Here is a 22,942-nt window from a genome sequence, read left to right on the forward strand (position 1 = left end):
TCCTTTATTTTGAATAGAGATACATCGGTTTAGACCCATTTGAGCCAGCCAGTGTTTCTTTTAAGTTCAGAAAATCAATTTCGCTTTTAAAGAGCTTGCTTGCACTCATATTGAAAAGAGAGTTCCAGCCAAAGCTTTGTGAATAGCTGATAACCTTTGCTCCTTTTAGGCCTTTTTCATTTTTCTTCATTGCTTTTAGTGCATCTTCATAGTACCCAAGCTCATCCACTAATCCGTTCGATTTCGCCTGTGTTCCGTCATAGACCCGGCCGTCAGCAATTTTCTTGACGTCCTGCTTAGACATGCCGCGTCCTTCAGAAATGACTTTCACAAAGCCTTCATAAGAGTTGTCAACCATGCTTTGCATGATAGCACGCTCATCTTTTGTCATATCACGATTTGGAGACATGATGTCTTTGAATTTTCCACTTTTAATGGTTTCATATTTGATGCCTAAATTATCTGCCAGCTTTGCATAATTCAAACTTTGCATGATGACCCCTAGAGAGCCTGTTAACGTTTCAGGTGAAGCAAAGATTTTTTTCGCTGGAGTGGATACATAATAGCCGCCAGAAGCCGCCATTGAACCCATGGAAACATAAATTGGCTTCTTCGCTTTCTTTACTTCTTCTAATTTTTTATGTATTTCAGCACTTTCATAGACACCGCCGCCAGGAGAGTTGACACGCAGCAAGACACCTTTCACAGACGCATCGTCTTTTGCTTTATCTAATTCTTTTAAGAACGCACGATGATCATATGCTTCCCCGCCTAAAAGGCTGGATGCACCACCGTTATCTTGAATCGTACCATTAATCTCAAGTACAGCAATTTTACTCGCTCCGCTGCCATCCTCTAGTACCTTTTCTTCGATTTCGTCCCCGAATTGATAGCTCATCTTATTATCATTGAAGCTTTCATACAAGGCCGTCGTGATACTAATCACAATCGAAAAGCCAAAAACACCAAGTGCAATGATTAAGGCTACCCATCTTTTCGCATTCATTTCTTTCTCCTCCTTTTTGTCTCACTTCGTTCATACGAATACACACATGAAATGTTTCACAGGAACTGTGGTTTTTTTACATTTCATTTCAACATATGATAGCACCGATGTGAAATGACGATCAACTTTACATCTTCTATCATTTGCTCATCATGACGAAAAATTGGTTATTTTATCCTCTCCCTATATCTAATAGCTCAGACCATCTTCACAACGAAACGCCCAGACCTCTCTTTCTTCCAAAATGAGCTATTAAATTATGCTCAAAGTCAGCGTCGTCTAATCACTTACAATGACTCATTTCTTAAATGGAAGCCTCTATCATGATGAAGCGTCTTTCTAATATTTTTACTTTCATATGAAAAAAGTGTAAAATGTGAACAAGGGTTTTTATGTAAGCCCTTTACTACTCGAAATCTATTTTTGACAACAAAGGGGAGAACGTCAATGACAGACAATCGTCGCAATGTATTTTTCTTTTACAAAAAAGATCATGAATTGGATGGACACATTTCTTCTCTGGAGAAGCTCGCTACCGATCAAGGCTTTCACGTCGTAAAGCGTGCAGAAGATGCCCATATCATTGCTTCAATTGGTGGAGATGGTACATTTCTTCAAGCGGTTCGCAAAACGAACTTCCGGGATGACTGCTTGTATGTAGGGGTATCAAAAACAGAGAATTCGCACCTATACTGCGATTTTTCGTTAGAACATTTTGATCAAATGATTGATGCCATGAATACTGAACAAATTGAAGTGAGAAAATATCCGATCATCGATGTAAGCGTTGACAGTATAAACCAGTTCCATTGCTTAAACGAACTGTCGATCCGCTCTAGCATCATTAAAACATTTGTCATCGATGTGTATATAGATGATTTCCATTTTGAAACCTTTAGAGGCGACGGGATGATTATTTCCACTCCGACCGGTTCAACGGCCTACAATAAATCTGTAAACGGCGCCGTGGTGGATCCGATGCTTCCGTGTATGCAAGTAACCGAGCTGGCATCGCTGAATAACAACTCATACCGTACACTTGGAGCTCCTTTCATTTTAAGCAGTGACCGCAAGCTGACACTAAAGGTTGTTCAGGACGGTAACGACCACCCAATTATCGGTCTTGATAACGAAGCGTTAGGTACAAAACATGTCAAACAAATTGACATTGGCCTTTCTGGTAAAGTGATCAAAACAGTCAAATTAAAAGATAATTCCTATTGGGAAAAAGTGAAACGCAGATTCCTTTAATTATTGAAAAGCTCCTTTATGGGGCTTTTTTTCATGCCTTTTCATTCAAGGTCATGGTGTCTTTGAAAAGATATGGTATGATGTCACAAGTATACATGTACGAAAAGGAGAACACGATGCCATTACAACATTTTGATCAATATCCATTAAGCGATGAATTGAAACAAGCGCTAGAAGCGCTTCATTTCCATACACCTACACCCGTCCAGCACGAGACATTATCCGTTGCTTTTTCAAAGCAGGACCTCATTGTCAAATCTCAGACAGGCAGTGGCAAAACAGCAGCCTACGGTCTGCCAATTTGTGAAATGGTGGATTGGGCTGAGAATAAACCTCAAGCCCTCATCCTCGTCCCAACAAGAGAACTTGCCATGCAGGTCAAACAGGATCTGACCAGCCTCGGACGATTTAAACGAATCAAAGCGGCCGCCATTTATGGAAAAGCTCCATTTCAAGCACAAAAAATAGAGCTTGCACAAAAGAACCACATTGTGTGCGGAACGCCAGGACGAATATTGGATCACCTCGAAAAAGGGACACTTTCTTTAGACAATCTGTCATTTTTCGTGTTAGATGAAGCAGACGAAATGCTGAACATGGGATTTATTGATCAAGTCTCTTCTATTATTCAGCATCTGCCGCCAAAGCGGATGTCGATGTTATTTTCAGCGACGATGTCTGATGAAATGAAGGATTTGAGTGAGCAGTTTTTACAATCGCCAAAAGTGATAGAGATTGCTCGGGAGGAAACGACGAAGCAGCAAATCACCCACACGTTGATTGAAACCGAGGAAGAAGGCAAGTATTCATTACTTCAACGAACGATTGTCATTGAAAATCCAGATAGCTGTATCATTTTTTGCAATACGCAGGAGCGAGTGAATGAGCTGACGATGAAGCTGGATGAGTGGGATGTTCCTTGCGATAAGATTCATGGCGGGATGAGGCAGGAAGACCGCTTTGCTGTCATGGATGAATTCAAAAACGGAGAATTCCGTTATTTGATCGCAACAGATATTGCAGCCCGAGGAATTGATGTCAGTGATATGACACATGTCATTCATTACGACTTGCCATATGAAAAAGAACGCTATATTCACCGGACCGGAAGAACTGGCAGAGCGGGTAAAAGCGGAAAAACGATTGCGTTTATGACAAGGCACGGGCAGCCGCTTATTGAAGAATTAAAAGAGGAAGCTGGTATTCATTTTCAAATTCAGCCTTACCCTACAAAAGAAGAAGCAGAACAGCATGTGGCAAGCTTTGAAGAAAAAATTGAAACACCGATTCAAAAGGAAAATAAGCAGGCCGGCATAGAAAAAGATATTATGAAGCTATATTTTAACGGCGGGAAGAAAAAGAAACTCCGGGCAGTTGATTTCGTTGGAACGATCGCCAAAATAGACGGCGTTGCGTTTGATGACATTGGGATTATTACCATTCAGGAAACGAAAACATATGTAGATATCTTAAATGGCAAAGGCCCTCTTGTGCTAAATGCCATGCGCCACACAACGATTAAAGGCAAGCAGTTAAAAGTACATGAAGCACGTGCATAAAAAGTGAAGGCTAAGCGCCTTTACTTTTTTTATTTAAAATAAAATAAGCTTACAACCCTTGAACCATCAGCCTTTCCCGCGTCCAACATGACAAATGTCATATTGAATACATGATGGGTGCTACTATGAGCATGACACCTTTCCTTCTATACTTTGAAGTAGAAAGAAACGGAAAGGACTTGAACGTTCATGACGACTTCAACAAACACACAGCAGCAAGCCACTTTAAGAAAACAAGTTGGCCAATTCTCTGGTGCTAATTCAAAAAAAAGTATCATTCAACTCTTTAATACATTCATTCCATTTTTGGGGCTTTGGTTTCTTGCCTATTATAGCCTGAACATCTCCTACCTTTTAACCCTCTTCTTTGCGGTTATTTCAGCTGGTTTTTTAGTACGTGTCTTTATTATTTTTCACGACTGCTGCCATCAATCCTTTTTTAAACAAAAGCCGCTGAATCACCTGTTCGGTTTTGTAACGGGCGTACTCACCCTTTTCCCTTATCTTCAATGGCAAAGAGATCATTCAATTCACCATGCCACAAGCAGTAATCTAGACAAACGAGGTACTGGCGACATTTGGCTCCTGACAGTCAAAGAATATCAAGAAGCATCAGCTTGGACGAAATTTCGCTACAGATTTTACCGTAATCCTTTTGTGATGTTTATTTTAGGACCGATCTTTGTTTTTCTCTTAAAAAACCGTTTCAACGTCAAAAATGCTCGTAAAAAAGAGCGCTGGAACACGTATTTCACAAACGTGAGCATCATTGCGCTAGCAACTGCAACGTGTCTTCTTTTTGGCTGGCAGGAGTTCCTGCTTGTCCAAGGTCCAATCTTCCTGATCTCAGGATCAATCGGCGTATGGTTGTTTTATGTGCAGCATACATTTGAAGATTCTTACTTTGAAGCAGATGAACATTGGAATTATGTGCAGGCAGCTGTAGAAGGCAGTTCTTTTTACAAATTGCCAAAGCTTCTTCAATGGTTAACAGGCAATATTGGTTACCACCATGTCCATCATTTAAGCCCGAGGGTACCGAATTATCATTTAGAACATGCCCATGAGCACAGTGAGCCGCTTCAAAATGTTCCAACCATCACGTTAAAAACAAGTATCGAATCAATGAAATTTAGACTTTGGGATGAAGAAACGAAAGCATTCGTTACCTTTAAAGAAGCACGGCAATCTAAGAAGATGCCCGCACCTGTCATTAAAGGAGACATTCTGAAGAAGAATGCATAATTGGCGCAAGCTCTTTCTTACTCTAGAAGGAGCTTGTTGCCATTTACAGGATGCAACCGTAAGTTGAATTTGATAAAGTAAGGAAAGAACGCAAACGGAAAAGGTGGCACACGGATGAAAAAACAGTTTAAAATTCAAAAATTGCATGGGATTTCCCCCTATATATGGGCCATTTTTTTCATCCTGCCCTTCTATTTTATCTTAAAGACGCCTACGACTTTAGGTATTGTCATTGGCATTATTTTGAACGTGGTTTTTTTCGGAGTGTATCGTTTTGCCTTTGTCGCAAAAGGCTGGTCTTTATATGTCTTCGGTCTTTTATTGATTGCGATTTCTACAGGCTATGTGATGCTCTACAGCTATATTTATTTCGCTTTTTGCATCGCCTATTTCAATGGGCACATTAAAAGAAAAGTCCCTTTTTATATCTTATACTATATTCATCTAGGGAGCGCCGCCGTAGCAGTGAACTTTAGCTTGATTTTAAAAAAGGGATGGTTTCTCACACAAATTCCTTTTGTTGTGATCACACTCATTAGTGCCATTCTGCTCCCTCTTAGCATTCGAAGCCGTAAAGAACGTGAACGCCTTGAAGAGAAATTAGAAAATGCTAATGAACGGATCGCCGATCTTGTCAAACTTGAAGAAAGACAGCGCATTGCTCGTGACCTGCATGATACACTTGGACAAAAACTCTCTCTTATTGGTTTAAAGAGTGACCTTGCCCGTAAGCTCGTGTATAAAGATCCTGAACAGGCTCGTGCAGAACTAAAGAGTGTTCAGCAGACAGCTAGAACGTCTCTAAATGAAGTGCGGAAAATTGTTTCTTCCATGAAAGGTATTCGGATCAAAGATGAGATATTGAACATCAAGCAAATCCTTGAAGCCGCCGATATTGACATGATTTATGATGAAAAGGAAGCGCCGAAACAAATCTCTCTTCTGAACGAAAACATTGTGAGCATGTGCATCAAAGAAGCCGTAACGAATGTCGTCAAACACAGCGATGCCACTGTCTGTCAAATCACCATTCATCAAAAGTCAAAGGAAGTTGTCATTACAGTTGAGGATAACGGCACATTTAAAGGCGGTGATCCATCCTCTCAAACAAAGGGACATGGCCTTTTAGGGATTAGAGAAAGATTGGAATTTGCAAATGGACGCCTGCACATTGAAACAAAAGACGGGACGAAGCTGATCATGAGTATTCCAAATGATTCAGCAGCGAAAGATAAGGAGGAAATAAAATGATTAACATCTTTATCGCAGAGGATCAGCAAATGCTGCTTGGTGCTCTTGGGTCGCTTCTTGATTTAGAAGACGATATGACGGTTGTTGGAAAAGGCACAAACGGCCAGGACGCCATTGATTTTGCTCAAAAACATCCGGTCGACATTTGTTTAATGGATATCGAAATGCCAGGAAAATCTGGGCTCGATGCCGCTGAAGAACTCAAAAAGTCTGATGTGAAGATCATCATTTTAACAACCTTTGCCCGTTCTGGCTATTTTCAAAGAGCACTGAAAGCTGGCGTTAGCGGCTACATGCTGAAAGACAGCCCAAGCGAAGATTTGGCAAGTGCCATCCGCAGCGTGATGAAAGGGAAAAAGGTGTACGCCCCTGAATTAATGGAAGACTTGTATAGCGACGAAAATCCTTTAACTGAACGAGAAAAGTCTGTTCTAGAACTCGTCGCAGACGGAAAAAACACAAAAGAAATCGCCAAGGAACTCAGCATTAAAAGCGGCACTGTGCGAAACTACATCTCCATTATTTTAGATAAACTAGAAGTCAAAAACCGAATTGAAGCCATCACTCGTTCCAAAGAAAAAGGCTGGTTTAAATAAGAAAAAAGATCAGGTCAGACACTGCCTTGATCTTTTTTTCTTTTTATCAGAATTCCTCTATCCACTGCTAAAATATCATTGACAACAAACCTCACTTCTATGGTATGATATCTTAGTGATAATAATTATCATTATCACTCATACAACCAAATACACGGCTGATGTGCCGATTTCAAAGGAGTCTACATTCATGAAGAAAATATTGTTCCCTCTGATGCTCATCTTCGTACTTGCGTTGAGCGCATGTGGCAATAGCAGCAACTCTTCCTCAAATAAAGGAAAAAATCAATCAACGTCATCAGACACGATTACATATCAATCTGAAAATGGACCTGTGAAGCTGCCAGCAAATCCAAAACGTGTTGTTGTTCTCGCCTCTTATACAGGAAATGTCTTGTCACTTGGTGTGAACCTTGTGGGTGTTGACTCTTGGTCAAAAAAGAATCCACGTTTCCAAAAGAAATTAAAAAATGTGGAAGAAGTATCCGATGAAAATGTAGAAAAAATCATGAAGTTAAAGCCTGATGTCATCATCGGTTTAAGCGGTGCAAAAAATGTAGAAAAACTGAAAAAAATCGCCCCTACCGTTTTATTCACGTATAACAAAGTCGATTACCTTCAGCAGCATATTGAAATTGGAAAAGTCTTAAACAAAGAAAAAGAAGCAGAAGCATGGGTCAAGGATTTCAAACAGCGCGCAGCTGAAGCTGGCAAAGAAATCAAAGCAAAAATCGGTGAAGATGCAACCGTATCTGTCTTTGAAAGCGGCACAAAAGATCTTTACGTCTTTGGAGATGCATGGGGACGCGGAACAGAAATCCTCTACCAAGCAATGAAACTAAAAATGCCGGAAAAAGTAAAAGAAAAAGCATTAAAAGCTGGTTATTATGCGGTATCACAAGAGGTCATCCCTGAATTTGCCGGAGACTATATGATCATTAGCAAAAACAGCGAAATGGACAATTCCTATCAAAACAGTGAAATCTATAAGTCCATTCCTGCTGTGAAAAAACATCGTGTGTATGAAGCAAATGCGGAAGAGTTTTACTTTAATGACCCGCTCACACTTGAATATCAATTATCATTCTTTAAAAAGCACTTTTTAGGTAAATAAACCGAAGCAAGGGATCTCTTCCCTTGCTTTTTTACTGTCTGCTTCTAGCGGGAGTGCCTGTTTTCCGCTACAATGATGTACAAGTAATTCAAAAAGTGTGGTGCTCGTTTTGTTTAAAATTTTGCTGATTGAGGATGATACAACCCTCTTCCAAGAAATCAAAGAACGTTTAGTCAACTGGTCTTATGATGTGTATGGGATCAACAATTTTCAACAGGTCATGCAGGAGTTCACTTCCATCCAGCCTGATTTAGTCATTATTGATATTCAGCTACCAAAGTACGATGGCTTTCATTGGTGCCGGATGATTCGGCATCATTCTAATGTGCCCATCATCTTTCTTTCCTCTCGTGATCATCCTGCTGATATGGTCATGTCGATGCAGCTTGGAGCTGATGATTTTGTACAAAAGCCCTTTCACTTTGACGTTCTCATCGCCAAAGTAAGTGCTGTTCTTCGCCGAGTCCATGATTATAATGCGGAACCAGCCAACTTAAAAGTCTGGTGCGGCGCTACCCTTGATCTCGAAAATAATACAGTGACAAATGAAAACGGTGAGATTGAATTAACAAAAAATGAGTTTTTTATTCTCAAAGAATTGATTCAGCATAAAAATCATATCGTCAAAAGGGAATCTCTCATCCAAGCATTATGGGAGGATGAACGATTCGTGAGTGACAATACACTCACTGTAAACGTCAACCGCCTTAGAAAAAAACTAGACGAAATCTCCCTTGGCACCTTCATTGAAACAAAGGTGGGTCAAGGTTATCTTGCAAAAGAAAAGGATGATCAATAATGCTGCAAGCATTTCTAAAAGAACGAAGAAGCTGGATCTTGTTCTTTCTTAGTTTGCAGCTTCTCATTCTCTTTGTTGCTTATTTGGATACAACGATTCCACTCGCTTCTCTTTTTTATATCGTGCTTTTGTCTACATTACTCTTCATTGTCTTTCTTTTTTTTCGTTACCGGAAAGAAACTGCTTATTATGAACAACTGAAAGAATGGGACGAAAATATAGACCATCAAATGCGTCTCAAACCCTCTTCCCCTTTTGAACAAATTGTACAGGAGGCAGCGTCAGAGCAAATCGACCGATACCGCCAGATGACGGCTAAACAAAAGACTGCGCTGGAAGAAGAAAAAGATGAACTGCTCTCATGGATACATGAGGTGAAAACGCCGCTCACGGCGATGCACTTAATGATTGACCGCATAACAGAACAGCCGCTCAAATCAAATATGACCTATGAATGGCTTAGAATACATTTACTCCTTGATGCACAGCTGCATCAGAGCAGGATCCAACATATTGAAAATGATTTATTTATTGAAAAACTGGATCTCCAAAACATGCTAACGAAAGAAATCAAAGCGCTCCAATCGTGGTGTATGCAAAAAGGAATTGGCTTTGACCTTTTATTAGAAGAGCGAGATGTATTAAGTGATACAAAATGGTTATCCTTTATGATCAGACAAGTGCTGACAAACGCCGTCAAGTACAGCCAATCATCTGACATTATCATCGAAAGCAAACAAATGAACGAACAAGTGGTGCTCACCATCACAGATCAAGGCAGAGGAATTGACCCAAGAGACGTGTCCCGTATTTTTGAAAAAGGCTTTACCTCCACAAGACATCACAATGACACGGCCTCCACAGGCATGGGGCTCTATTTAACAAAAAAGGGAGCTGACGCTCTTCATATCACGATCAAGGTCAACTCCACATTAGATCAAGGGACAACTTTCACCTTTATTTTTCCGAAAAAGAATGATTTTGTGCATATTGCGAGCATGTGAACATGCAGTTCAAGAAACCCAATCTCTTCATCCAACGATGCATTGAAGAGATTGGGTGATTTTATACAGCCATATCACGCTACTTCACGGCACATTTCTCCTAGCTGTTTCCTTCTATAAATACTCATTAGCAGCCCGACTGACATCATTTCTAGAAGAATATGAGATCCCCCATAGCTCATAAAAGGCATGGAAACTCCTGATATAGGCAATAATCCAAAGTTTGTGAAAATACTTAAGATAAATTTTGCTGCAAATGTGGTTGCCAAACCAATCATTAATATTTTGCCATAAGCAGATTGAACTCGTTTCGCTGTATGAACTACTCTATAAATCAAAGTCACAAACAAAATAAAAACGGCCAATCCTGCGAACCATCCGAATGAATAAATGATATACGTCAACATCCAATCAGTGTGAACATCATACAATGCGTACGGATTTATTTGAAAACCATTTGAGCTAAATTCATGAAGTGAATATTGGTAAAAGTGGGCCATATCAGCTTGATAAAGAGAAAATAATTGAACAATGAGATAGACAATACCTGCTGCTGTGAATGGAATAAGCTGTCTCATCCTTGCATGAGATACATACATCATCGTTATGCATATGACCACAAAGGTGATGGTTGCAGAAAGAGATCCGACTATATGTAATAAAATAATGGGTAAAGTGACAATCGCTAACCCTAGCCAGGACTTGAAACCATTCTTCCAATTCCAAGATTGATAAATGCCAGCTAACGAAATAATCATCAGAAATGGGAAAATTTCAGTCAGATTGATCGATCCATTATTTAAGCTTAAAAAGAGAATACCGTTCACTCTTGTCCCAATCATCATTGTAACAATTAGCATTCCAATCGTTCCTATATATAAATGCCATGAATAGGGTAAAAAGCGCCGATAATCAAAAGCAAACAGCCCAAGCATCAACGCAAGACCAAATACATAGTAAATGAGACTTTTATAAAAGATATTCGTGTCTTGAAAATGAAGTAAATGAGAATGAAACTGAAAATAATACATTACAAACAACCCAAATAAACAAGTAGCTAATACAAGAAGTATCGTTTTAAAGTCCACTTGAGTTTTGTGTGTTTCATGGAGCTGCATTCCGAGTATGGCTGCATCTCCAATTTGATCGAGCGCTTGATCTACCGCCTCTTCTTCTGACATGCCCGCACTGACCGCTTCCTCTTTCAGTGTGTATAAATGGTCACGAAGCTCAAGCTTTATACTTGCATGTACGTCTTTATTTTTGATTCGTTTACACACATTTTTGATATATTGTTCAAATTTTTTCTCTAATCCCATACGACTTTCTCCCCGTTCAAAACGCCATCTACTGCATCTTTGAAGACATTCCATTCTTCTTTCTTTTCCTTCATAAACGCTTTGCCTTGTTCATTAATCCGATAATACTTCCTTTTTCGATTGCCATTCCCTTCACCCCAGTAAGACACAATGAATCCCTTCCCCTCCAAAGTGTGCAAAATAGGATAAATCGTTCCTTCTTTAAAGCTAAAAATTCCTTCGGATTTCGACTCCAATTGCTTAATCATTTCATAACCATACATTGGCTTTTCATTTAGTAAGCTTAAAATAAGGGTAGCTGTACTCCCCTTTAGAAGCTCTTTACTCACTTTCATCCATGGTCACCCCTAATACATAGATTTAATATGCATATATTTGATATGCATATCTTACATGAAATCAAATACTCTGTAAAGGTTCATCAGAAAAAAACAAGAAATTTGATACATCATAGCGAAAAACAGATAAAATAATTGAATAACAATCTGAATTCTACATAAGGCTTTGACATATGAAACAAGCATGTGACAACAATGTCACATGCTCGTCTGTTTTGTTCGCCAAATCGCAGGAAGTCTGATCGGCTTCTTTTTATACTAGAGATATCAATTAAATAAAAAAGGGGTTCGACAGATGAACATTTTAGAAGCTCGCAAGTTATATAAAAGCTATGGAAATAAATTCAATAAACAAGAGGTGCTGAAAGGCATTGATTTGACGATAGAAGCTGGAGAATTTGTCAGCATCATGGGGCCATCAGGCTCGGGGAAAACGACCCTTTTGAACGTATTGTCATCGATTGATCATGTGTCCAGCGGATCGATTCGGATTGCAGATGCAGAAATGACGCAAATGAAAGATCAGCAGCTCGCTGAATTTAGAAAGAAACAGCTTGGCTTTGTTTTTCAGGATTACAACTTACTTGATACACTCACGGTTAAAGAGAACATCCTCTTGCCATTATCCATCTCCAAAACGCCTAAAAAAGAAGCTTTTGAACGCTTTCAACAGCTTGCAGAGGATATGGGGATTTATGAACTAAGAGACAAATATCCAAATGAACTATCTGGTGGACAAAAGCAACGGACATCTGCGGTGCGTGCCTTTATTCATGAACCAAGCCTTATTTTTGCTGATGAACCAACTGGAGCACTTGATTCCAAATCTGCTTCTGACTTACTGAACAAGCTGCAAGAATTCAATCACAAGCGCAAAGCAACCATTGTCATGGTGACGCATGACCCTGTTGCAGCCAGTTATTCAAGACGAGTGATTTTTATCAAAGATGGACAGATCTATACACAATTGAATAAAGGCGCATTAGAGAGAAAGATGTTTTTCGAGGATATTATGAAAACGCAAGGTGTTTTAGGCGGTGTGAAGCATGAACATTAATCAGCTCGTCTTCCGCAATCTGAAGAAAAACTTAAAAAATTACTATTTATACGTGTTTGCACTTGTATTTAGTGTGGCGCTCTATTTTTCCTTTGTCACCTTGCAGTACTCACCAGCACTTGATGATGTAAAGGGGTCCATTAAGGGCGGTGCATCGATTAAAGCCGCTTCAGTACTACTCATTGCCATTGTTGGAATCTTCCTGTTATATGCGAACAGCATTTTTATTAAACGAAGAGGGAGAGAAATAGGTCTCCTGCAGCTCATTGGCATGACGAAACAAAAAATTGCCAAACTACTCAATGCAGAAAACTTTATCCTATACGTGGTCTCCATGGCTATTGGTATCATAGCTGGATTTATCGGTTCAAAACTCATGCTGATGGTGCTATTTAAAGTAACCGGCGTGAACGCCATCGCCAACCTGCATTTTTCAGGCATGGCCCTTTTGCAGACACTGATCGTCTTTTTCGTCATCTATGGATTAATTATGTTAAGAAATCGATGGTTTATTAATAGACAGACGATTTTATCTTTATTTAGAACCACGTCTTCTACAGAACAGCGTGTGAAAAAAATCTCTGTGTTTGAAATCATCATTGGGGTTCTAGGCATTGCATTCATTAGCTCAGGCTATTATATTTCTTCTCAGCTTTTTACCGGCACATATACGTCCATGCTTGCGTTACTTTTAGCGATGATTTATATTCTAGCCTCTGTCATTATCGGTACCTTTCTTTTCTATAAAGGCTCTGTTTCATTCATTGCCAATATCGTACGTAAACGAAAAAATGGCTATCTCGCCATTCATGAAGTCCTGTCTCTGTCATCTATTATGTTCCGGTTAAAATCAAACGCACTGCTTTTAACGATTATTACAACGGTATCTGCGCTTGCCATCGGGTTGTTATCTTTAAGCTATATTTCCTATTACTCAGCAGAAAAAACCGCTGAACAACAGATCCCATCCCATTTCGTTATGGGTTCTAAGAATGATGCCGATACCTTCACTCGTGCACTTTCTGACAAACATATTGCGTATGAAACAAAGCAGTTCAAGGTCATTCAAGCGAAGTTTGACGCAAAAAAGATCATGGATTCAGAGATTAAAAATATGAATAATGATCCAGGTGTCTTAACTCTACCTGTGATCAGTGAAAAAAACGCACCAAATATTCATGTGAAAAGCAACGAAGTCATCTTAAGCGGCTACAGTGATTTATTGAAGAAATTCATGCCGATTCAAAGTTCAGGTGATGTGAAACTACTTATTAAGAAACCCCTTGATTTAAAGGTCATTGATATGAAGAAAGATTACCTCATTTCTTACAACTTCACGTTTGGTGGTCTACCTGTTGCTGTCATCAGTCAAAGTGTCTTTGAGCAGCTTGACCAGCAGAAAGATCCTAAACTTCAGATTGAGAATAATCAATATCACGCAGTCAATATAAAAGATGATCAAAACCTTGAACAAGCGAATGATGTGTTTACCTCTTTAAAACTAGGTGACAACAGCATGTCTCAATTGGCTACCACTCAGCAACAAAAACAAACCATCGGACTGATGATGTTTATAGTCGGATTTTTAGGTCTCAGCTTCCTTGTCACATCAGGCTGTATTTTATACTTTAAGCAGATGAATGAAAGTGAAGAAGAACAAAGCTCTTACACGATCTTGCGTAAGCTTGGTTTTACTGAGAAGGATCTATTAAAAGGTATTCGGCTCAAACAGCTATTTAACTTTGGGATTCCGCTCGTTGTCGGGTTGCTTCACAGCTACTTTGCAGTACAGTCAGGCTGGTTTTTATTCGGCGGCGAACTGTGGACACCAATGCTCATCGTCATGTCGATTTATACGGTGCTATATTCTATCTTCGGATTCCTATCTGTCCAGTATTACAAAAAAGTCATTAAAGAATCCTTGTAATCTCATCCCCATAGGCAGCTGCCTATGGGGATTGTTTGTTTATGATGGCGTTGATTCAAACTTGTGTGATAAGATATGGTCTCTTGCCGCATAAGCTTTTTGTTTGATCTCTTCTAAGTTCACTCCAACTAGCTTCCCATTTTGTTTCACTGCTTTTCCAGCCACATAGACAGAATCAACATTTGAAGGGTGTGCCGTTTGCACAACTGCCCCAGCTGGATCTGTCATCGGAAGAAGATTCATGCTTGTCCGATCGATCAAGATAAAATCAGCTTCTTTTCTAGGTGTGAGCGAGCCGATTTTGTCATCAAGCTTCAAGGCACGAGCCCCGTTTATTGTGGCTGCTTCAAGCATTTGCTGTGCAGACAATCCAAGTTCAGGCCCTGGCATCGTCCCTTCCATCAATAAAGATTGATTTTGAATCGCCCGCTCCGCCTGTAGTCCGAATTTCATTTGGGTAAATAAATCTCCGCCTGTCGCTGTCACCACATCTACACCAAGCGTTGGCAGAACGCCATTTTCAATGGCGAGCCCTGTGACAGGATATCCGTGTCCCATCATCATTTCAATCTCAGGTGTAATCGAGATGGAGCTTCCGCTGTCAGCTAACATCTTCATTTGATCTGCATCAATTGCATTGATATGCACCATATTCAAATCAGGCCCGAGCAGCCCTGCTTGATGAAGCCGCTCAATCGATCGATCCGCCGCTCCCCAATTTCCAAAGCCAATGTGCATACTGCATAATGCATCTAGTGATCTCGCTGTTTCAATTTCAAAGACGGTCGTCTCCCATGAAGAAAATTCAGGTCCACGAATGGCAAGTCCCATCGTCAACAGCTGATCCGATGATTGAAAATGTTTTTGTTTCACGCGGGCTGCGTCTTCCATATTCGTGAGCGTACTCTCTCTGTCCCAATACGCTGCATCTCCAGAGGTACCAAAACCAAAGACCGCTCGAATACCCGCATCTTTTAAACCTCCAATGAGTTCTTCTGTATGATCCATAGAATTGATCATCGTCCAGTCGAAAAACGTGGTCACTCCTGCATCTAATGCCTCTAATGCGCCTAAATAATTAGCAATTCGATCATCTGATGGACGTCTCATCGCCCCATAGTTGCCATAATAAATTTTGCTCAAATACGTTTGCAAAGACCAATCTGTTCCGATTCCCCGTATGACAGACTGCCACACATGACGATGGGTATCCACAAGCCCTGGCATGATGACCATGTCAGACGCATCCACAACATCGGCACCACTTGCTTCAATAGAAGGTCCGACTTCTACAATATGTGCCCCTTCAATTAATAGATCTCCCTTCTCCAGAAAACCTACAGATGGATCAAGTGTGATAAGAGCCGCATCTTTAAACAATGTTTTCTTCATCCATATCCCCCTTTTCAAATAAAGAGAATGAGTCACTCACTCTCTCTGTCATTTTAAGACATAACAGGTTCAAATTAGAAGAAAAGTGACTCAAGGAATATGGTTTTATGAGCTGATATTCCGAAAATAATTGTATATTCGTTTTAATTTCACGTCATGCTTCCCTTTCGGACTTTCCATCATGCCAAATTCAAAGAACTTCACCGGTTTAATCCCGACATATTGTAAAAGAGCTCGTTTCATTAAGATTTTGTGGGCATTTTGCAAAAAGAAGAAAGGATAGTGGGTCGGTCCTTGCATTGTCGAAACACATACAGCCCTCTTTCCTTTTAACAAGCCTTCTGGAAGCAGCCCGCCTGTTTGACGATAAGCAAAATTCGCTGCAAACATTCGATCAATAAAGCCAAGCAGCATGGCTGGCGGCCGCCCCCACCAAATCGGATAAACAAACACGATGTTGTCTGCCCATTTGATTTTCTCTTGATATTCTTGAATCTCAGGGTCCTTATGCATATCACGTCTTTTTTTCTCTTCATTAAAAATAAGTACAGGATCAAATTTGTCTTGGTATAAATCGATGATTCTCACTTCTTGAACGTTTGGATTTTCTTCACTGCCCTTTAGGATTTCTTTAAAAAAAGCACCATTTAAACTATTGTGATGAGGGTGAGTATAAATAATGAGTACATTCATGGCTCGGCTCCTTTAGTTATCATTTGATAACCAAAAGCATACACCTCTCTTTTTTAGTTGTCAAATGATAATTGTTTTTTGATAATAAATTTGGTATGGTACGTAGGAGGTGAAACATGATGAAAAACCCACATTTTTTCAAAGAGTTTGTCACATTTGCTTCTACTTTTTCTGAGCTGAAGCACGCCCTGACGAGCAAAGTCAAACCAGCTAACCTAACAACCTTACAATACTTAATACTAGAGCAACTAGCTGTCAGCGAGCGACTTACGCCAAGTGAAATTGCCGACTGTCAGCACATGTCTCTTCCGAATGTCAGCAGAGAACTGAAAAAACTGCACGAGAAACAATTCATTGATAGAGAAGAAGACCGTGATGACAAACGAAAACATGTCATTATGCTGTCTAAAAAAGGCCGTGCGTGTATGGACAAAGCATTTCAACAAATTGAATCCATGCTCATGGACAGCCTTTCTTCCTCTGACCGAAATCAAATGGATGATATCGTACAAGCTCTCCGTCTATTAAATCAAACCATCTTCAAAAAATGATCGAATGAAAAAAGCATGAGCGTATCGCTCATGCAAATGATTTTTGAACACATTAGTAAAGAGATGCTAAAAGATACGTGATGAAACCTACTATCTTTTATTCGTATTCTTATATAAATTCCACAGCAAAACTGGTACACCAAACGTCAATGTATCCAAGACAGCAAGCACTGCCCCTTTACGCTGTTCTTTATGAGCCATTTTGAAAACCTCCACATCCAATAAAATACATTTATTATAGTGTAGCATAGATCCTATTTTGATCATTTCCTCCAGGTAATTGAATCGTCAGCATGTCTGATAAAAATGAACAGGATGTAACTGAAGCTTCTCCCGAAATAGTAGTCAACAAAAAAGCGCCAGATGTTTTCCATCCAACGCTTTTTCCCATGACATGTTCAGCGCTCATTTTCATGCATCACGTCTCTTTTGCTCTATGTATCCTTTATCCAATAAGCTGATAGGCGATATATAATGCAACCAGCCAGATCATGACGGCTGATGCTTTATTGATACGGTTCATCCACTTGCCGTTTGTATCTAGCTTTCCTAACATTTTCCCGAGAAGGGCAAGACCCATAAACCATAACCACGAGACGATGATACAGGCTGCGGTAAATGCCACCTTTTCCGCCCCATGATATTGAAGAGAGTTCGTTCCTATTACTCCTATCGTATCGAGAATCGCGTGAGGATTTAATAGGGAAACGGAACAGGCAAATACGATTTGTTTTCTCACAGGCATCAAGTCCATCTTTTCTTGATTACCTGTTGCGGAGCTCGTGTTCCAAACTGACCACCCCATATAAAGTAAAAAGAAAAATCCAATGATAAAAAGAGCTATTTGCAAGATCGGAATGGTGAGTACAACAACCGAAACCCCAATGACAGCTAAAGTAATTAAAAGTGTGTCGCAGAGAGCAGCTGTAATGACCACAGGCAGTACGCGATATAATCGAGGCTGAAGGGCTCCTTGCTGAAATACAAATACATTTTGTGCGCCCAAAGGTAAAATAAGACCAAAAGCAAGCACAATCCCATGAATTATCGCAATCGACATTTTCAGAACATTCTCCTTTTCAAGTCATCCTTACACATTTTAACATAAAACATCATGAACGAATTTTACATATTTGATTTGTCCAATAAAAAAAGCGCTGGATGATTTTCCATCCAGACGCTTATTGTTTCTACTGTTATGATGATTTTCGTGCAAGCTCTCTTTCTCTCAGCTCGACACGTCGAATTTTCGCTGACGGAGTTTTTGGTAGCTCGTCAATGAATTCGATTTCTCTTGGATATTTGTACGGTGCTGTTGTATTTTTCACGTGTGTTTGCAGTTCTTTAATCAGCTCATCGCTTTGTGTAGATGCATCACGCAGGACGACATATGCTTTCACGATTGATCCTCTGATTTCATCTGGACTTGCCACGACCGCACATTCTTTCACTGCTGGGTGTTTAATCAGTGCATCTTCAACTTCAAATGGACCAATTGTATAACCTGAGCTGACAATGATGTCATCCCTGCGGCTTTCAAACCAAAAATACCCGTCTTCATCTTTTTTCGCACGGTCACCGGTGATAAAGTAATCCCCGCGGCGCTGCGCCTTTGTACGCTCTGCATCTTTATAGTATTCCTTGAATAAAGCCGGCGTTTCAAGATGAACGGCAATGTCACCTATTTCTCCTGGAGCACAGATCTGGCCATTCTCATCAATGATCTCTACTTCATTGCCAGGTGTTGGTTTGCCCATGCTGCCTGGCTTGATGTCCATTCCTTTCAGCACCCCGACTAGCAGCGTGCTTTCTGTTTGCCCGTAACCATCTCGCACTTCGATATCGAAATGTTTTTTGAACGTATCGATAACTTCACGGTTAAGCGGCTCTCCCGCAGAAACAGCACTATGCAATTTCGGCAGCTCGTACTGACTGAGGTCATCTACTTTTGCCATAAACCGATATTCCGTTGGTGTACAACATAAAACATTGATTTCATTTTTTTGAAGCAGCTCTAAGTACGTATCCGGATTAAACTTTCCTCCATAAACAAAACCTTCTGCTCCACTTCCTAAAACAGATAAGAGAGGACTCCACACCCATTTTTGCCAGCCTGGTCCTGCTGTTGCCCATACTTTATCCCCTTCATTAATGGAGAGCCATGCTTTGGCCGCAGTACGTAAATGTGCATACGCCCAGCCGTGTGTATGAACAACCCCTTTTGGGTTACCTGTTGTGCCTGATGTATAAGATAGAAACGCCATGTCCGTACGTGTTGTGTCTGCCAATTTCAACTCGCTTGACTGCTCTTCCTTTTGCGCAACAATGTTTGTCCAGCCATGATCATTCTCACCAATCGAGAATGTTTTGAAATCTTTTGGCTGGTTGGTTCCTTCAAACGATTGAATGAATGATGCGTAAACAATCGCTCCTTTTGCTTCTGCATGCTCAATTCGGTAATCTATATCTTTAGCGCGAAGCATTTCTGAACAAGGAATTACAACCATTCCTGTTTTTAAAATGGCTAAATAAATGCTGTATGCCTCTAGCATACGAGGCACCATCACAATGATTTTATCGCCTTTTTTAAAGCCTGCATTTAATAGAACATGACCAATTTTATTCGCCTCTTCTACTAATGCTGCATATGTCACATGCGCTTCATGGCCATTCCCGTCCTGCCAGTGCAGGGCGATTTTCTCCTGGTCATGACTGAACGCTTCAATCTCACTGACTAAGTTATATTGTTCTGGTGCAATTAAGTCTTCTCTTTTCATGGTACAGCTCCTTTTAGCCTCTTTCTATGAAACGAATCATGTTTCAATTTACCTATTCTAACACTCATAACTGAAAAATGCTTGAATTAGGACCTACTCCTAGTATTATGCCATAATTTTTTCATTTCGTCTTCTTTTTTAAAAATATTCTAACAATTTATGTACAAAAAAAGAGCGGGAATAAACCCGCTCATAAGCCATAGCTTTTTAATTGTGTGTCTTAGAAAGATCCTCCACCCATATGTTGTTGAGCGTAAGATACAAGACGCTTAGTGATTTCTCCACCAACTGATCCGTTAGCGCGAGCTGTTGTTTCTGGTCCAAGGTTTACGCCAAATTCTGAAGCGATTTCGTACTTCATTTGGTCGATCGCTTGTGCAGCGCCTGGAACGACTAATTGATTAGAACTGCTTTGTCTGTTTTGTTGAGCCATGTGTTCTCACCTCCTTGTGAATATAGAATGTGTAGAAACACATGACTTCATGCGATTGATTTTATGGTAATTATTATGAAATTTTTTATTTAGAATAAATCAGCGAATTTGTCAGCTGCTTTCTTTTCATTTGTGACAACGATTGTTTCGATCTGCTCCACTGCCTCATCAAGCATTGGCTCGAATTCAGCAAAGCTTTCGTAGCGTTCTACTTTTTCAAGTTTTGGTTTTGTTTTTGGAGATGGCGGCGTAAAGATCGTGCAGCAATCCTCAAATGGCTGAATGCTTGTCTCATATGTGCCAATTCGTCTCGCTTCTTCGATAATGTCATTCTTATCCACGGCAATCAGCGGGCGAATGATCGGTGTGTTTGTGACATGATTAATGGCATACATGCTTTCAAGTGTCTGACTTGCCACTTGACCAAGGCTTTCACCTGTAATAATGGCAAGCGCATCACGCTTGGCTCTTATTTTATCTGCAATTTTGAGCATCATTCTTCTCGTTGAAGTCATCGTATAGTTTTCTGGTACTTGTTTGTGAATGAGCTCTTGGATTTTCGTAAAAGGAACGATGTGAAGCTTGACTTCGCCTCCATAAGCAGCTAAGCATTCCGCTAGATCAATGACCTTTTGCTTAGCACGTTCACTTGTATAAGGTGGGCTAAAGAAATGAACAGCTTCAATTTGAATGCCTCGTTTCATTGCCTGATAGCCGGCCACTGGGCTGTCAAAGCCGCCAGAGAGCATCAGCATCGCTCTTCCGCTTGAACCAACTGGCAGTCCGCCTGCACCTTTTACATCTTTAAATGTAATGTACGTCGCGTGTTCTCTTATTTCAATTCGCAAGTGAACATCTGGCTGTTTCACATTAACGGTTAAGTTGTCTGTATTCCTTAAAACATGTCCACCAATTTCTCGGTTCATTTCATTTGAATCAAGCTCAAATTGTTTATAAGAGCGTTTCGTTGAGACCTTAAATGTATTTCCTTGTTCATACACTTCCTGAACCGCTGAGAGTGCCGCTTCTTTGATGGCATCAAGATTTGTCTCACATTTTACAGCCAGGCTAAAGCTTTGAATGCCAAATACACCTTTAAGCTGTTCTGAAATCGGTTCAGGGTCTTCTCCGTTTAGCATGATCGTAATGCGGTCTCTATCAGATGCATACTTTAATGCTTCAAAGTCTTTTAATACAAACCGGATATGCTGTCTTAGTTTTTCGATAAATTTCTTTCTATTTTTCCCTTTTGTTGAAATCTCACCAAAACGGACTAAAATATGGTCATACTTCATGTTGTTATCTCATTCCTTTTAATTTTTTCACACTTTGTGCGATCGATGTGATGATTTGCGGCGCTAGCTCTGGTCCTTGTCCATATGTCAAACTGATTCTCATGCTGCTTTTGGCTGCTTCTTCTGATTTCCCCATCGCCAGCAGGACACGGCTTGGTTCCTTTTTCTTAGCAGAACAAGCAGACGTTGTCGAAACGTAAATGCCTTCTTTTTCGAGCATATGCAGAAGGACTTCGATTTGAATACCTGGCACTGAAAAATTCACAATGTGCGGTGCGCTATGCGTCAGCGGTGTGTTTATGACGACGCCTTCTATCTTTCCAAGCTGCTGCTCTAGCTCCGTTTTTAAAGCGATCATCTCGTCATGATGCTTGTTTAAATGTTCAAATGATTGCTTGATGGCTTTTGCTAAGCTGACAGCTCCAGCAGGATTCTCAGTCCCTGAGCGAAGGCCAAGTTCTTGCTCTCCTCCTGTGATAAAAGGCGCAAGCACGATCTCTTTCTTTAAAAAGAGGGCACCTGTTCCCTTCAAGCCGTGAATCTTGTGGCCTGACATCGTTAAAAGATCAATATCCATCTCTTTAGGCAGCGGAACCTTGCCAATTCCTTGTACGCCGTCGACATGAAAAATCGCCTCTTTGGCATACGTCCGAATGATGCTTGCCGCTTCCTCTATCGGCTGAATCGCGCCTGTTTCATTGTTTACATGCATGAGACTGACAAGCACTGTATCAGGGCGAAGCACTTCTTTTAAATGCGTCATATCTGCACGGCCATGCTCATTTACTTGAATATAGGAAATATCAAAGCCAAATAATGTTTTCAGCTGTTCAAACGATTCGATGACAGATGGATGCTCAATCGCTGTTGTGACAATATGTCTGCCTCGGTTCATCTTGGCAAGAGCAGCCCCTTTGATGGCTATGTTATTTGCTTCTGTTGCACCTGAAGTAAAAATAATCTCATATTGTGTAAAGCCTGTATAGTGAAGGATTTGTTTTCGCGTTTCACTTAATAGACGGCTCGCATCAATTCCAAGTTGATGCAGCGAAGACGGATTCCCAAAAAAACGCTCACTCACTTGCTGATGTACTTGTAAAACCTCTGGATAAGGCTTTGTTGTGGCACTATTATCAAGATAAATCATATCTTAAACTCCTTACAAAAAAACTTTAAAAATAAATGCATTTATATGTTACCATAATGAAGTCAGACAGAGAATTTTCTGAAAATGGCAGTTGACAACTTTTCATTTTCACTATATCATCCATAGTGCAATTGTCATATAAACACCTAAATTGTCAGAATATTTAAATTTGACACAATACACTGATT

Annotated in this window: 21 protein-coding genes; 11 read left to right on the forward strand and 10 right to left on the reverse strand. The window is 40.2% G+C overall.

What is annotated here, in order from left to right; all coding sequences use genetic code 11:
• Positions 1-4 precede the first annotated feature (4 nt).
• Positions 5-1,006 (reverse strand): signal peptide peptidase SppA, encoded by a 1,002-nt coding sequence (sppA, locus tag BA79_RS07650; protein WP_008343134.1) that lies wholly within the window; start codon positions 1,004-1,006, stop codon positions 5-7.
• Between the two features lie 447 nt (positions 1,007-1,453).
• On the opposite strand from sppA, the gene BA79_RS07655 reads away from it, so the two are divergent.
• From BA79_RS07655 to BA79_RS07690, 8 genes are all read left to right on the forward strand, one after another.
• On the forward strand, positions 1,454-2,257 hold the full coding sequence (locus BA79_RS07655) for an NAD kinase (RefSeq protein ID WP_035701998.1): 804 nt from the start codon (positions 1,454-1,456) through the stop codon (positions 2,255-2,257).
• Positions 2,258-2,373: 116 nt separating this feature from the next.
• The gene (locus BA79_RS07660; RefSeq protein ID WP_017358282.1) at positions 2,374-3,816 is read left to right on the forward strand and encodes a DEAD/DEAH box helicase; all 1,443 of its coding nucleotides are present in this window, start codon (positions 2,374-2,376) and stop codon (positions 3,814-3,816) included.
• 189 nt (positions 3,817-4,005) lie between these two features.
• Positions 4,006-5,061: a Delta(5) desaturase DesA gene (gene desA, locus BA79_RS07665; RefSeq protein WP_035702000.1), complete on the forward strand. Its 1,056-nt coding sequence runs from the start codon at positions 4,006-4,008 to the stop codon at positions 5,059-5,061.
• A 114-nt stretch (positions 5,062-5,175) separates the two neighbouring features.
• Positions 5,176-6,312, forward strand: coding sequence for a sensor histidine kinase (locus tag BA79_RS07670; RefSeq protein ID WP_035702002.1), 1,137 nt, complete (start codon positions 5,176-5,178; stop codon positions 6,310-6,312).
• Complete coding sequence (locus tag BA79_RS07675) at positions 6,309-6,908, forward strand: response regulator transcription factor (protein ID WP_035702005.1); 600 nt, start codon at positions 6,309-6,311, stop codon at positions 6,906-6,908. The genes BA79_RS07670 and BA79_RS07675 overlap by 4 nt, the downstream gene beginning before the upstream one ends.
• A gap of 190 nt (positions 6,909-7,098) precedes the next feature.
• Positions 7,099-8,022, forward strand: coding sequence for an iron-hydroxamate ABC transporter substrate-binding protein (locus BA79_RS07680; RefSeq protein ID WP_035702008.1), 924 nt, complete (start codon positions 7,099-7,101; stop codon positions 8,020-8,022).
• 109 nt (positions 8,023-8,131) lie between these two features.
• Complete coding sequence (locus BA79_RS07685) at positions 8,132-8,821, forward strand: response regulator transcription factor (RefSeq protein ID WP_017367847.1); 690 nt, start codon at positions 8,132-8,134, stop codon at positions 8,819-8,821.
• Entirely contained in the window at positions 8,821-9,825 is a 1,005-nt protein-coding gene (locus BA79_RS07690; RefSeq protein ID WP_035702011.1) for a sensor histidine kinase, read from the forward strand. The genes BA79_RS07685 and BA79_RS07690 overlap by 1 nt, the downstream gene beginning before the upstream one ends.
• A gap of 74 nt (positions 9,826-9,899) precedes the next feature.
• On the opposite strand, the gene BA79_RS07695 is transcribed toward BA79_RS07690, so the two are convergent.
• Together BA79_RS07695 and BA79_RS07700 are read right to left on the reverse strand one after the other, a co-directional pair.
• Positions 9,900-11,144, reverse strand: coding sequence for an FtsW/RodA/SpoVE family cell cycle protein (locus BA79_RS07695; protein WP_017358289.1), 1,245 nt, complete (start codon positions 11,142-11,144; stop codon positions 9,900-9,902).
• Positions 11,135-11,479: a PadR family transcriptional regulator gene (locus tag BA79_RS07700; RefSeq protein WP_007501757.1), complete on the reverse strand. Its 345-nt coding sequence runs from the start codon at positions 11,477-11,479 to the stop codon at positions 11,135-11,137. The genes BA79_RS07695 and BA79_RS07700 overlap by 10 nt, the downstream gene beginning before the upstream one ends.
• Before the next feature lie 298 nt (positions 11,480-11,777).
• Between BA79_RS07700 and BA79_RS07705 the strand changes: the two genes are divergently transcribed.
• Both BA79_RS07705 and BA79_RS07710 read left to right on the forward strand, forming a co-directional pair.
• The gene (locus tag BA79_RS07705) at positions 11,778-12,539 is read left to right on the forward strand and encodes an ABC transporter ATP-binding protein (RefSeq protein WP_007501759.1); all 762 of its coding nucleotides are present in this window, start codon (positions 11,778-11,780) and stop codon (positions 12,537-12,539) included.
• Complete coding sequence (locus BA79_RS07710; RefSeq protein WP_035702015.1) at positions 12,529-14,466, forward strand: ABC transporter permease; 1,938 nt, start codon at positions 12,529-12,531, stop codon at positions 14,464-14,466. The genes BA79_RS07705 and BA79_RS07710 overlap by 11 nt, the downstream gene beginning before the upstream one ends.
• 39 nt (positions 14,467-14,505) lie before the next feature.
• Here the strand turns inward: BA79_RS07710 and BA79_RS07715 are convergent, their stop codons facing one another.
• Complete coding sequence (locus BA79_RS07715; RefSeq protein WP_035702018.1) at positions 14,506-15,858, reverse strand: amidohydrolase family protein; 1,353 nt, start codon at positions 15,856-15,858, stop codon at positions 14,506-14,508.
• A gap of 105 nt (positions 15,859-15,963) precedes the next feature.
• Positions 15,964-16,551 (reverse strand): NAD(P)H-dependent oxidoreductase, encoded by a 588-nt coding sequence (locus BA79_RS07720; RefSeq protein WP_008343104.1) that lies wholly within the window; start codon positions 16,549-16,551, stop codon positions 15,964-15,966.
• Between the two features lie 116 nt (positions 16,552-16,667).
• Between BA79_RS07720 and BA79_RS07725 the strand changes: the two genes are divergently transcribed.
• Positions 16,668-17,102, forward strand: a complete 435-nt coding sequence (locus BA79_RS07725; RefSeq protein WP_248596531.1) for a MarR family winged helix-turn-helix transcriptional regulator — start codon at positions 16,668-16,670, stop codon at positions 17,100-17,102.
• 445 nt (positions 17,103-17,547) lie between these two features.
• Here the strand turns inward: BA79_RS07725 and BA79_RS07735 are convergent, their stop codons facing one another.
• The 5 genes from BA79_RS07735 to BA79_RS07755 form a co-directional block, all read right to left on the reverse strand.
• The gene (locus BA79_RS07735; RefSeq protein WP_035702024.1) at positions 17,548-18,162 is read right to left on the reverse strand and encodes a LysE/ArgO family amino acid transporter; all 615 of its coding nucleotides are present in this window, start codon (positions 18,160-18,162) and stop codon (positions 17,548-17,550) included.
• Between the two features lie 136 nt (positions 18,163-18,298).
• The gene (gene mbcS, locus BA79_RS07740) at positions 18,299-19,879 is read right to left on the reverse strand and encodes an acyl-CoA synthetase MbcS (RefSeq protein ID WP_008343095.1); all 1,581 of its coding nucleotides are present in this window, start codon (positions 19,877-19,879) and stop codon (positions 18,299-18,301) included.
• A 220-nt stretch (positions 19,880-20,099) separates the two neighbouring features.
• On the reverse strand, positions 20,100-20,312 hold the full coding sequence (locus tag BA79_RS07745) for an alpha/beta-type small acid-soluble spore protein (protein ID WP_003216385.1): 213 nt from the start codon (positions 20,310-20,312) through the stop codon (positions 20,100-20,102).
• An 89-nt stretch (positions 20,313-20,401) separates the two neighbouring features.
• Positions 20,402-21,607 carry a tRNA uracil 4-sulfurtransferase ThiI gene (gene thiI / locus BA79_RS07750; protein WP_007501769.1) on the reverse strand — a complete coding sequence of 402 codons (1,206 nt, stop codon included), beginning with the start codon at positions 21,605-21,607 and terminating at the stop codon, positions 20,402-20,404.
• 4 nt (positions 21,608-21,611) lie between these two features.
• A complete protein-coding gene (locus tag BA79_RS07755) occupies positions 21,612-22,754 on the reverse strand; it encodes a cysteine desulfurase family protein (RefSeq protein ID WP_035702028.1) in 1,143 nt (380 codons plus the stop codon).
• Positions 22,755-22,942 lie beyond the last annotated feature (188 nt).

Source organism: Bacillus altitudinis 41KF2b (assembly GCF_000691145.1).
Taxonomy (GTDB): Bacteria; Bacillota; Bacilli; order Bacillales; family Bacillaceae; genus Bacillus; species Bacillus altitudinis.

What these genes read in the sequence shown, in the direction of transcription:
- sppA (WP_008343134.1), bottom strand. Translation starts at nt 1,006, where the DNA reads ATGAATGCGAAAAGATGGGTAGCCTTAATCATTGCACTTGGTGTTTTT.
- BA79_RS07655 (WP_035701998.1), top strand. Translation starts at nt 1,454, where the DNA reads ATGACAGACAATCGTCGCAATGTATTTTTCTTTTACAAAAAAGATCAT.
- BA79_RS07660 (WP_017358282.1), top strand. Translation starts at nt 2,374, where the DNA reads ATGCCATTACAACATTTTGATCAATATCCATTAAGCGATGAATTGAAA.
- desA (WP_035702000.1), top strand. Translation starts at nt 4,006, where the DNA reads ATGACGACTTCAACAAACACACAGCAGCAAGCCACTTTAAGAAAACAA.
- BA79_RS07670 (WP_035702002.1), top strand. Translation starts at nt 5,176, where the DNA reads ATGAAAAAACAGTTTAAAATTCAAAAATTGCATGGGATTTCCCCCTAT.
- BA79_RS07675 (WP_035702005.1), top strand. Translation starts at nt 6,309, where the DNA reads ATGATTAACATCTTTATCGCAGAGGATCAGCAAATGCTGCTTGGTGCT.
- BA79_RS07680 (WP_035702008.1), top strand. Translation starts at nt 7,099, where the DNA reads ATGAAGAAAATATTGTTCCCTCTGATGCTCATCTTCGTACTTGCGTTG.
- BA79_RS07690 (WP_035702011.1), top strand. Translation starts at nt 8,821, where the DNA reads ATGCTGCAAGCATTTCTAAAAGAACGAAGAAGCTGGATCTTGTTCTTT.
- BA79_RS07695 (WP_017358289.1), bottom strand. Translation starts at nt 11,144, where the DNA reads ATGGGATTAGAGAAAAAATTTGAACAATATATCAAAAATGTGTGTAAA.
- BA79_RS07700 (WP_007501757.1), bottom strand. Translation starts at nt 11,479, where the DNA reads ATGAAAGTGAGTAAAGAGCTTCTAAAGGGGAGTACAGCTACCCTTATT.
- BA79_RS07705 (WP_007501759.1), top strand. Translation starts at nt 11,778, where the DNA reads ATGAACATTTTAGAAGCTCGCAAGTTATATAAAAGCTATGGAAATAAA.
- BA79_RS07710 (WP_035702015.1), top strand. Translation starts at nt 12,529, where the DNA reads ATGAACATTAATCAGCTCGTCTTCCGCAATCTGAAGAAAAACTTAAAA.
- BA79_RS07715 (WP_035702018.1), bottom strand. Translation starts at nt 15,858, where the DNA reads ATGAAGAAAACATTGTTTAAAGATGCGGCTCTTATCACACTTGATCCA.
- BA79_RS07720 (WP_008343104.1), bottom strand. Translation starts at nt 16,551, where the DNA reads ATGAATGTACTCATTATTTATACTCACCCTCATCACAATAGTTTAAAT.
- BA79_RS07725 (WP_248596531.1), top strand. Translation starts at nt 16,668, where the DNA reads ATGATGAAAAACCCACATTTTTTCAAAGAGTTTGTCACATTTGCTTCT.
- BA79_RS07735 (WP_035702024.1), bottom strand. Translation starts at nt 18,162, where the DNA reads ATGTCGATTGCGATAATTCATGGGATTGTGCTTGCTTTTGGTCTTATT.
- mbcS (WP_008343095.1), bottom strand. Translation starts at nt 19,879, where the DNA reads ATGAAAAGAGAAGACTTAATTGCACCAGAACAATATAACTTAGTCAGT.
- BA79_RS07745 (WP_003216385.1), bottom strand. Translation starts at nt 20,312, where the DNA reads ATGGCTCAACAAAACAGACAAAGCAGTTCTAATCAATTAGTCGTTCCA.
- thiI (WP_007501769.1), bottom strand. Translation starts at nt 21,607, where the DNA reads ATGAAGTATGACCATATTTTAGTCCGTTTTGGTGAGATTTCAACAAAA.
- BA79_RS07755 (WP_035702028.1), bottom strand. Translation starts at nt 22,754, where the DNA reads ATGATTTATCTTGATAATAGTGCCACAACAAAGCCTTATCCAGAGGTT.